General features: G+C 38.1%; 9 protein-coding genes. 5 read left to right on the top strand and 4 right to left on the bottom strand.

What is annotated here, in order from left to right; translation table 11 throughout:
* Positions 1 to 9: 9 nt before the first annotated feature.
* Positions 10 to 1,425, top strand: a complete 1,416-nt coding sequence (gene gndA, locus M9R32_RS15325; protein ID WP_269927619.1) for an NADP-dependent phosphogluconate dehydrogenase — start codon at positions 10 to 12, stop codon at positions 1,423 to 1,425.
* A 164-nt stretch (positions 1,426 to 1,589) separates the two neighbouring features.
* Entirely contained in the window at positions 1,590 to 1,778 is a 189-nt protein-coding gene (locus M9R32_RS15330) for a hypothetical protein (protein WP_269927620.1), read from the top strand.
* A 306-nt stretch (positions 1,779 to 2,084) separates the two neighbouring features.
* Here the strand turns inward: M9R32_RS15330 and M9R32_RS15335 are convergent, their stop codons facing one another.
* From M9R32_RS15335 to hxlA, 3 genes are all read right to left on the bottom strand, one after another.
* Positions 2,085 to 2,432 (bottom strand): winged helix-turn-helix transcriptional regulator, encoded by a 348-nt coding sequence (locus M9R32_RS15335; protein ID WP_269927621.1) that lies wholly within the window; start codon positions 2,430 to 2,432, stop codon positions 2,085 to 2,087.
* A 423-nt stretch (positions 2,433 to 2,855) separates the two neighbouring features.
* Complete coding sequence (gene hxlB / locus M9R32_RS15340; RefSeq protein WP_269927628.1) at positions 2,856 to 3,410, bottom strand: 6-phospho-3-hexuloisomerase; 555 nt, start codon at positions 3,408 to 3,410, stop codon at positions 2,856 to 2,858.
* A gap of 1 nt (position 3,411) precedes the next feature.
* The gene (hxlA, locus tag M9R32_RS15345; RefSeq protein WP_269927622.1) at positions 3,412 to 4,053 is read right to left on the bottom strand and encodes a 3-hexulose-6-phosphate synthase; all 642 of its coding nucleotides are present in this window, start codon (positions 4,051 to 4,053) and stop codon (positions 3,412 to 3,414) included.
* A 794-nt stretch (positions 4,054 to 4,847) separates the two neighbouring features.
* Between hxlA and zwf the strand changes: the two genes are divergently transcribed.
* The 3 genes from zwf to gndA (M9R32_RS15360) are packed head-to-tail and all read left to right on the top strand — an operon-like array spanning position 4,848 to position 9,109.
* On the top strand, positions 4,848 to 6,293 hold the full coding sequence (gene zwf / locus M9R32_RS15350) for a glucose-6-phosphate dehydrogenase (protein WP_269927629.1): 1,446 nt from the start codon (positions 4,848 to 4,850) through the stop codon (positions 6,291 to 6,293).
* Positions 6,294 to 6,323: 30 nt separating this feature from the next.
* Positions 6,324 to 7,667, top strand: coding sequence for a glucose-6-phosphate isomerase (locus tag M9R32_RS15355; RefSeq protein ID WP_269927623.1), 1,344 nt, complete (start codon positions 6,324 to 6,326; stop codon positions 7,665 to 7,667).
* Between the two features lie 26 nt (positions 7,668 to 7,693).
* On the top strand, positions 7,694 to 9,109 hold the full coding sequence (gene gndA, locus M9R32_RS15360; RefSeq protein WP_269927624.1) for an NADP-dependent phosphogluconate dehydrogenase: 1,416 nt from the start codon (positions 7,694 to 7,696) through the stop codon (positions 9,107 to 9,109).
* 22 nt (positions 9,110 to 9,131) lie between these two features.
* Here gndA (M9R32_RS15360) and M9R32_RS15365 read toward each other — a convergent pair.
* Positions 9,132 to 9,362: hypothetical protein (locus tag M9R32_RS15365; protein ID WP_269927625.1), on the bottom strand; the 231-nt coding region annotated here is incomplete at its 5' end.

The raw sequence follows: 9,362 nt of genomic DNA on the forward strand, positions 1-9,362 counted from the left end.
GGTAAGAATATGACGAAACAACAAATAGGCGTAATTGGTTTAGGCGTAATGGGATTGAATCTTGCGCTAAATATGGAAAGCAAAGGCTTTTCAGTATCTGTCTACGATTACTGGACAGATCGAACAGAAGAATTTTCCAACAAAGAAGCGAAGGATAAAAATATTCAAGGCACCTACAGCTTAGAAGAATTTGTTGCTTCTTTAGAACTTCCACGCAAAATCTTATTGATGGTTAAAGCTGGAGAGACAACTGATTCAGTCATTGATTCACTTATTCCTCATCTTCAACAAGGGGATATTCTGATGGATGGCGGAAATTCCTTCTTTGAAGACACGAATAGACGCACAGCAAAATTACAGGAATTAGGCCTGAATTTCATTGGTGCTGGAGTTTCTGGTGGAGAAGAAGGAGCACGAACTGGCCCTTCAATCATGCCTGGCGGACCGAAAGAAGCTTACGAGCAGGTTCAGCCGATTCTTGATGCCATCTCTGCGAAAGTGGACGGCACACCATGCAGTACTTATATGGGACCTGATGGAGCCGGACATTATGTGAAAATGGTTCATAACGGCATTGAATATGGTGATATGCAACTGATTTCTGAAGCGTATTTCATCATGAAACATGCACTTGGTCTTTCAGCACAGGAATTGCATGAAATCTTTGCTGAGTGGAATAAAGGAGAACTTGATAGCTACTTAATCGAGATTACTGCGGACATTTTCACGAAGATGGATGAAGAAACCGGAAACCCACTCGTTGATCAGATTTTAGATGTAGCTGGTCAAAAAGGGACTGGGAAATGGACAAGCCAAAATGCACTGGATTTAGGTGTTTCTCTACCAATCGTAACAGAGTCCGTATTTGCACGTTTTATTTCGTCTGTTAAGGAAGAGCGTATTGCAGCAAGTAAAATTCTGAAAGGCCCTGAGTCGAACCAGTATGCAGGAGATAAAACTGCATTAATTGAATCCATTCGTAAAGCTTTATATATGAGTAAAATTTGTTCATATGCCCAAGGATTTGCTCAAATGCGTGCAGCATCTGAAGAGTATAGCTGGAACATTCCTTACGGAGACGTAGCGATGATTTTCCGCGGAGGTTGTATCATTCGTGCTCAGTTCTTACAAAAGATTAAAGAAGCTTTTGACAAGAACAGCGAATTGCCTAACCTACTAGTTGATCCGTACTTCCAAGAAATCGTAGGAGAATATCAAAGTTCCCTTCGCGAAGTACTAGGCTTGGCAATTCAACAAGGTATTCCAACGCCTGCTTTCTCAAGCGCCTTGGCTTACTATGACAGCTATCGTACCGAAACGTTGCCAGCTAACCTAATTCAAGCACAACGCGATTACTTTGGTGCACATACGTATCAACGTTTAGACAAAGATGGCTCGTTCCATACTGAATGGACAGCAAAATAATAGAAACAAAAACAAAAAGCATCAGGTGCCGAAACAAGTAATTGTCGTTTCGGTATCTGGTGCTTTTTTCTGTTTTTGAAATTTTTATATTGCACGAAGAAAAAAGTCGAGGTGTATATTTCTATATTCATTTCTCATAATAAAGAAAAAAAGGAGTGATAACTATGGCGAAACGAACTAAGAAAAATGATGCAGAACAGAAGAATAAACAAGGTTTTGACTCCAGTAAAACAGACTCAGAATTCTCCAAAGAATTTGGCAGTGGCAGTGCAAATGCTAATCGTGCGAAAAAGGAAAAGGCTAAAAAAGAAAAAGCATCAAAAAACCAAGGAGAATGGAATGGGATGCATTAATTTTTTCATCGTGTATTTTTCACAATTTTCCCACACATCATTTCCACTATAAAAATCTGCTGAATATATCGTCTTAATGGATTGTGCTAAAAAATGAAATCCTCTTTTAAAGGGATTTCTTTTTTATTTATATGCTGAGAAAATTAAACTGTATTTCGTCTAATATCAACTATTCTTTAGTTATTTAAACATTATCATCTATAATAACCACTTGTTTACTGTGCAAATCTCACGTTAGGATGCAACACGGAAGAAAAGGCCATCCACTAGTTCATTAAACTAGTGGATGGCCTTTTTCAAGCAACATTATTTATTTTCATTTTCCAAATTGTTCTCTATATAATCTTTACCCCATTCATACATCGAATCAAGAATCGGAATCAAACTTCTTCCTTGTTCTGTAAGTGAGTATTCCACTTTTGGTGGAACAACAGGATATACTTCGCGATGTACAATCAAATGGTCTTCAAGTTCACGTAATTGATTAACAAGCATCCGCTGTGTAATTCCCGGCATAAGGTTTTTTAATTCACCAAAGCGTTTGGTTCCTTCTTTACCTAAATGCCATAGTACCAACATTTTCCATTTACCGCCAATGATAGAAAGTGTCAGTTCCTTTTCGCAATTAAACATTTTCTCCCCTAAATTAGGCATCTACTTCCCCTCCTTCCCTTTAGATTCAATTAGTTTACTTTTGTATACTATGTGTGAAAAAAGTTCGTACTTTTATTTTTATCATATACAGATTATATTAAACGCTACATAGTTAGTACGCAACTCTCTAATCACGTTCTTAGTAAATCCTCTTTTGGCCAGCTTATCGAGATTTAATTGTATTTTATATGGTACCTAGTAGCTTCGGAATATGTAATCAGATTTTCATTTTCCGATGTACTATAAATAATGTCATCTTGATACACTTGTAAACCTTGCATGTTATTTGTGAAGTTGTATTAGTGAAACTGCTTTGGTCACTATAGGTATGAAACAATGAAGTAAAGAGTATTCTTAAGCTTTGAACAAACTAAAAATAAACCTGAGTCTACATAAATTTCAGACTCAGGTTTATTTGCAACTCTATTCTAAATTAGTATGTCTACCGTACATCACATCGGATTTTAATCCTTTTTTATCCATGAATCTCAATATCACTGCATCATAAAACAGAAGAAGCGATTGCTCAAATAGTGATCCCATCGGTTGGATCGATTTCCCACTGGTGCCTTCTGCTTTTGCTTGTGCAGGTATTTCAATTTGAATATCAGCCAACTTACCAATTGTAGAATTTGGATTAATGGTAACAGCTACTACCGTTGCACCAATGCTTTTCGCTTTTTTCGTCATAGCTGCCAGGCTCCCAGTCTCACCTGAACCAGAACCGACAATAAAGATATCACTCGGTTCTAGATTAGGTGTTACTGTTTCTCCTACAACATACGCATCAAGTCCAACATGCATCATGCGCATAACAAATGCCTTAGCCATGAAGCCGGATCGTCCTCCACCTGCAACAAAAATCTTTTTTGCACGTAAAATGCCTTCGACTACCTTTTCGGCATCCTCATCATTGATGAGTTCAAGAGTTCGCTTTAGCTCGGCCAGTATCTCATCCGTGTAGCCTTTTGTTTTCATGTTAAGCAATCACGCCTTCTTTAATTAGCATTTGAATTTTTGTTGCTTCTGCTTTTTTATCTTCTTTACTTGTGATTCCACCACCAACAATGATTAAATCTGGTTGTGCTTTAATCACTTCCGGTAATGTCTCAAACTTGATTCCGCCAGCAATTGCAGTTTTAGCATTTTTCACAACGTTCTTGATTGTGCGTAGGTCTTCGAATGAATCTTTACCTTCAGCTTGCAAGTCATAGCCTGTGTGTACACAAATATAATCTACACCAAGCTTATCAAGCTCTGCTGCGCGTGTTTTAATGTCTTTCACAGCAATCATATCAACCAAGATTTTTTTCCCTAATGTTTTTGCTGCTTCAACTGCACCTTTGATTGAAGAGTCTTCTGCTTGTGCAAGAATTGTAACTATGTCAGCACCTGCAGCTGCAGCATTAGAGACTTCATATCCTGCAGCATCCATGATTTTAACATCTGCAAGAACTTCTAAATTAGGAAATGCAGCTTTTACAGCTTCAACTGCTTTAAGACCCTCTTTATTGATTACTGGAGTTCCGATTTCAACGATATCAATATGACCCTCAACTTCTTTAATAAGTTCTAGGGCTTGTGCAATGTTAACTAAATCTAAAGCTAATTGTAATTTCATGTATGTTTTGCTCCTTATATTCGTATTTTTGGTGCAAACTTAGTGTAAGTTCTATAATCAACTTTGTGAAGTACGCACTTTAAATTCACATACTAACAAAAAGTATACTGTAAACATTCTTTACAATACGGGAGTGCTATGAATCATCTATATAAACTTCTCACGCCTAAATCTAGTCATGGGATAAAATTTCTTGTGAACGACGTGGTATCTCCGAATCAACCCGAAAAGCTACTTCGCTTTCTTTACCTATATAAATTAAGTTAAACGATACGGTTAAATATTTTCATTTGCCGTATATTCTCCGCAAATGCCTCATTCGTTTTATTCTCCTCAACAAAAATATTTAACCTGACTAATCTTTAGTCACCGATAAATAAATTAGTTTTTATCGTATATTTGGCTAGCCACACATTTCGCATGAACCAAATACTTGTGGTTCTCCCACTTCACACTCTCTCGGCAGGCAAGGATACCTCATCAATTCAATATCAACAAAACCATATTAATTTGTAGGTTTCAAATTCAGTCAATTTCATTTCGTTCGTGCATTCTTGCTTATTCAATCGCCACATTCTCAAACAAAAGTATACTTTTATACACTATTTGTCTTATAAGTGCGTACTTACATAAATTGAATGCAGTCCGTATACTGAGAGCTGTTGCGATTATCATTCATGTTTTAAACAAAATACGGTTGTAAGGTTTGGAGGATATTGAAAATGAATTACGGGAATACCGCTGTAGAATTTGATGTAGAAGATCAATTAATTGGATTCAAAGAAGAATGGTTTATGCAAGACATGACATTTGTATTATTTGGAGCAACAGGGGACTTAGCACAACGAAAATTATTTCCTGCTTTATATAATTTATATCTTGATGGTAGATTACCCGAAAATATTTCTATAGTTGGTTTAGGCAGAAACTATTGTTCAAACGAAGATTTTCAATCCAAGGTGGAGAGAGCTGTTCAAGCATACTCCAGAAGAACTGTTCAACCTTCTGGTCTACAAGATTTTTTATCCAAATTTCGGTACTGTGCATTTGATGTGACGGACAAAGAATCCTATCACCATTTGCACGAACTCATTGATAACAGAGAAATTGAGCTAGGTATTCCGCAAAACCGACTTTTCTATTTGTCTGTTGGACCAAGTTTGGTTGATGTTATTACGTCAAATCTTAATTCAAGTGGTATTTGCCAAAACAACGGATGGAAGCGCCTCATCGTCGAAAAACCATTTGGAAGTGATCTAGAGACGGCAAGACAATTAAATAAAAACTTGAGCAAAACTTTCAATGAAGAAGAAATCTATAGAATTGACCACTATTTAGGAAAACCAATGGTCCAAAATCTTGAAACCTTAGTTTTGGCCAATCCCGCACTGAAATCTTTACTAGATCATAAACAAATTTCGAATGTCCAGATTACAGCAAGTGAAACGGTTGGGGTCGAAACTCGGGCTGATTATTACGATAAGGCAGGAGCCATTCGTGATATGGTTCAGAACCATCTTCTTCAGTTAGTGATGATGACAGCCATTTACCTCCCTGAGAAAATAACGGCAAATGAAATTCGTGTTAAAAAGATGGAAATTATCGAATCTCTTCGACCATTACTAAAAGAAAATGCATACAAGGATGTTGTCCGCGGTCAGTACGAGTCTGGAGACATTCAAGGTACTCCAGTATTTGGCTATAAAGAAGAGCCCGGTGTTGATGATTCCTCAAAAAATGATACGTATTTCGCGGCTCGCTTATATATTGATAATCCATCTTGGAGTGGAATCCCTTTTTATATACGCACGGGGAAAAGATTGAATCAGAAGTCCACAAGGATAGTCATTGAATTTAAGAACAACATGAAAGATTCAGATGTGCTACAAGGACTCACTCCGAATTTATTGATTCTCGAGATCAGTCCAAACGAAAGTATTTCTTTGCGGGTAAACATGAAAGATCCCTCTAGTAATCGTTTTGAACCTGTTTGGATTAACTTCTCAACCAATTCGGAAAGTCTGCCGGAAGCATATGAACTTCTTCTATTTGATGCCATGCTTGGTAATGCTACCTTCTTCTCCCATTGGAAAGAAGTCGAATTATCCTGGGAGTGGATTCAACCGTTATTAGAAGCATATCAGGAGAATCTGTTACCTTTATATTCCTATCCTGCAGGTTCAACTGGTCCAGAAGAAGCAAACCAGCTATTGCAATCCAAGCAATTTAAGTGGTGGTAGAAAAATTAATAACAAAAGGAGATATGAGATATGACCGTTTCATTTGATTTCACCAATGTTTTATCATTCATGAAAAATAGTGAGTATGAAAATCTAAGTGAATTTGTAAAACAAGCGCATAACCAAATTCATCAACAAACAGGCCCAGAATCTGACTACTTAGGATGGGTTGACTGGCCAATTACCTACGATAAAGAGGAATTTGACAGAGTGAAGCTAGCTGCTAGACGAATTCAACAACATTCAGACGCGCTGATTGTTATTGGTATTGGAGGCTCCTATCTAGGGTCAAAGGCAGCAATAGAGGCTTTATCCCATACGTTTCATAATCAAATCAAAGGAAATACGGAAGTTTATTTTGCGGGACATAATATTAGCTCGACCTATATCGAACATTTACTACAAGTTTTAGAGGGCAAAAACATTTCTATTAATGTTATTTCCAAGTCAGGTACAACGACAGAGCCTGCTTTAGCATTCCGTATTTTCCGCAATTTTATGGAGAAGAAGTATGGGAAAGAAGAAGCAAGGAATCGAATTTATGTAACGACCGATCAGAGCAAGGGTGCCCTTCGGAATCTGGCGGTCGAAGAAGGTTACGAAACGTTTGTTATTCCGGACAACATAGGTGGACGCTACTCAGTTCTGACACCTGTTGGCTTACTTCCAATGGCAGTAGCTGGTCTTCATATTGACCAAGTGATGGAAGGGGCAAAAGCTGCCTATCACAAATATAATAATCCGGTTCTTGCTAAAAATGAAAGTTACCAATATGCTGCAGTGAGAAATATTTTCTATAATAAGGGAAAATCAATTGAATTGTTTGTAAGCTATGAGCCATGTCTACACTTTGTAGCGGAATGGTGGAAACAACTTTTCGGTGAAAGTGAAGGAAAGGATGGAAAAGGCCTCTTCCCCGCTTCCGTTAACTTCTCAACGGATTTACATTCGATGGGTCAGTACGTACAAGAAGGCCGTCGTCTTTTCATAGAAACAGTTCTACAGGTAAAAAATTCTTCAATCGAACGCATCATTCAAGAGGATATCGACAATATTGACGGTTTGAATTTCCTAACTGGGAAAACAATGGATGAGGTGAATAAAAAGGCAGCCCTCGGAACTACACTCGCTCACATCGATGGAGATGTTCCAAATTTGTTAATCGAACTAGACGACCTCAATGAATTCACCTTTGGAGAGATGGTCTATTTCTTTGAAAAAGCTTGCGCTATAAGCGGAACTTTACTCGGTGTCAATCCATTTGACCAGCCAGGTGTGGAAGCTTACAAAAAGAATATGTTTGCATTACTTGGCAAAGATGGTTTTGAAAAAGAAAAAGAGGAACTAGAAAATCGACTATCCATATTAGATTAAATAAGGTATAGGAATGAGGTAAGAATATGATAAAACAGCAAATCGGCGTTGTTGGTTTAGGCGTGATGGGCTTGAATCTTGCGCTGAATATGGAAAGCAAAGGCTTTTCGGTATCTGTCTATGATTACTGGACAGATCGAACAGAGGAATTATCTAAGAAAGAAGCGAAAGATAAAAATATTCACGGTACTTACAGCATCGAGGACTTCGTCAATTCTTTAGAAATTCCACGCAAAATATTATTGATGGTTAAGGCAGGAGATACAACTGATTCGGTCATTGATTCTCTTATTCCTCATCTTCAACACGGCGATATTATTATGGATGGCGGAAATTCATTCTTTGAAGACACGAATAGACGAACAGCAACCTTAAAAGAATTAGGTTTGCATTTCATCGGTGCCGGAATTTCGGGTGGAGAAGAAGGAGCTCGTGAAGGCCCATCGATTATGCCTGGCGGGTCGAAAGAAGCTTATGAACAAGTTGAACCAATTCTTAATGCAATTTCAGCGAAAGTAGATGATACTCCGTGTAGTACCTACATGGGACCTGATGGAGCAGGTCATTATGTGAAAATGGTTCATAACGGCATTGAATATGGGGATATGCAACTAATCTCTGAAGCTTATTTCATCATGAAACATGCACTTGGTCTGTCAGCTCAGGAATTGCATGAAATATTTTCTGAGTGGAACAAAGGAGAACTCGATAGCTACCTGATCGAAATCACTGCGGATATTTTCACGAAAATCGATGAAGAAACTGGGAACCCACTCGTTGATCAGATTTTAGATGTTGCTGGTCAAAAAGGGACTGGGAAATGGACAAGTCAAAATGCACTGGATTTAGGTGTTTCTCTTCCAATCGTTACAGAGTCCGTATTTGCTAGATTTATTTCTTCTGTTAAGGAAGAGCGTATTGCAGCAAGTAAAATTTTGAAAGGTCCTGAGTCGAACCAATATGCAGGAGATAAAACTGCATTGATTGAAGCGATTCGTAAAGCTTTATATATGAGTAAAATTTGTTCATATGCCCAAGGGTTTGCCCAAATGCGTGCAGCATCCGAAGAGTATAGCTGGAACATTCCTTACGGAGACGTAGCGATGATTTTCCGCGGAGGTTGTATCATTCGTGCTCAGTTCTTACAAAAGATTAAAGAAGCTTTTGACCAGAACAGCGACTTGCCTAACCTTTTAGTTGATCCGTACTTCCAAGAAATCGTAGGAGAATATCAAAGTTCCCTGCGCGAAGTACTAGGCTTGGCAATTCAACAAGGCATTCCAACACCTGCTTTCTCAAGCGCATTAGCTTATTATGATAGCTACCGGACTGAGACATTGCCAGCCAATCTTATCCAAGCACAACGGGATTATTTTGGTGCACATACTTATCAGCGTTTAGACAAAGATGCCTCGTTCCATACTGAATGGACTGCTAAATAACAGAAACAAAAACAAAAAAGCATCAGGTGCTGAAACAAGTAATTGTCGTTTCGGTATCGGGTGCTTTTTTCTGTCTATTGAATTTTTCTATTGCAAGGAAGAATTCGAGACTTTTGATTTCCGTTACATGCGGACGCTTTCCGCGGGCGGTCCGTGAGCCTCCCTCTATGAATGTTGCTATATCAACGCTTAAACTATCTTTGGAGTGATGAAAAATATTTTCATCACTCTTTTCTTTGAACTCTTTTCTAAT

This window comes from Paenisporosarcina quisquiliarum, assembly GCF_027563315.1.
In the GTDB taxonomy this organism is placed as follows: domain Bacteria; phylum Bacillota; class Bacilli; order Bacillales_A; family Planococcaceae; genus Paenisporosarcina; species Paenisporosarcina quisquiliarum.